Source organism: Oleiphilus sp. HI0128 (assembly GCF_001635365.1).
In genome coordinates this window covers 1-934 of record NZ_LWGG01000972.1, presented here as the reverse complement: position 1 = coordinate 934, position 934 = coordinate 1, and the positions used below count along the sequence as shown (strand labels likewise).

Here is a 934-nt window from a genome sequence, read left to right as displayed (position 1 = left end):
GTTAACAGTAACTTTCTATGCGAAGTACTACGACATCAGGTGTTCATCGATGGCGAAGCCACCACAGCCTTTATTGGTGACGACTTCGTTGACAGTAAAACTCTCAGCAAACAGACGCCTTCAGCATTGGCTGTTTCGCTCGCAGCCATGATCTCTTACTTGGAACAAAGCCCGTCTCGTACGGCAAGCCAACTTTCCCCTTGGGGCAACGAATTATCTGGTTGGAGCAATACTGGCAAAGCTCCATGGCCTTACCAGTTAAAGAGCGGTGAAGACAAGTTCGACTTGAGCCTGGAGCAAAACGAGAACGAATATTTAATCAAACAAGGTGATAATGAAACACGCATCGTATTAATGGGTAATGTGCCTGGCGTACTCACCTACAGTGAGCAAGGTGTGCGCAAAACCTGTCGCTATAAAGTGGTCGGGGGACAGATATTTATACGCCTAGAGAGCGAGTATTTCTGCTTTGAAGATTGCACTCATCAAGCGGCCGAAGCTCAAGATGGTTCAGGGTCTGGGAAAATTAAGGCAAGCATGGATGGCGCAATTATTGAAGTACAAGCTGAAGTGGGTATGAAAGTCGAGAAAGGACAAACGCTTGTTATTCTCGAAGCCATGAAAATGGAGCACCCTTTAAAGTCTGACGTTAATGGAATCGTCAAGGCTGTGAATGTTGCCCAAGGTGATCAAGTTAAATTGCGACAGCTGCTTGTCAACGTAACACCCGATAAGGCCGAATAAAGATGGGATCATTAGTTAATAAAACGATTATTATAACCGGCGCAAGCCGCGGCATTGGTCGAGAAATGGCACTTAAGTTTGCCGCCGATGGTGCGAATATCGTCATCGCAGCGAAATCAGCTGAAGCTCACCCTAAACTCCCCGGCACAATTTTCAGCGTTGCCGAAGAAGTTGAACAAGCTGGAGGACA

The 934-nt window shown here is 46.7% G+C and carries 2 protein-coding genes; both read left to right on the top strand.

All coding sequences use genetic code 11. From position 1 onward, the window contains the following. Positions 1–744: biotin/lipoyl-containing protein (locus A3763_RS15880; protein WP_304440820.1), on the top strand; the 744-nt coding region annotated here is incomplete at its 5' end. Positions 745–746: 2 nt separating this feature from the next. Next, on the top strand, positions 747–934 hold a 188-nt coding region (locus A3763_RS15875; RefSeq protein WP_156495126.1), incomplete at its 3' end, for an SDR family NAD(P)-dependent oxidoreductase.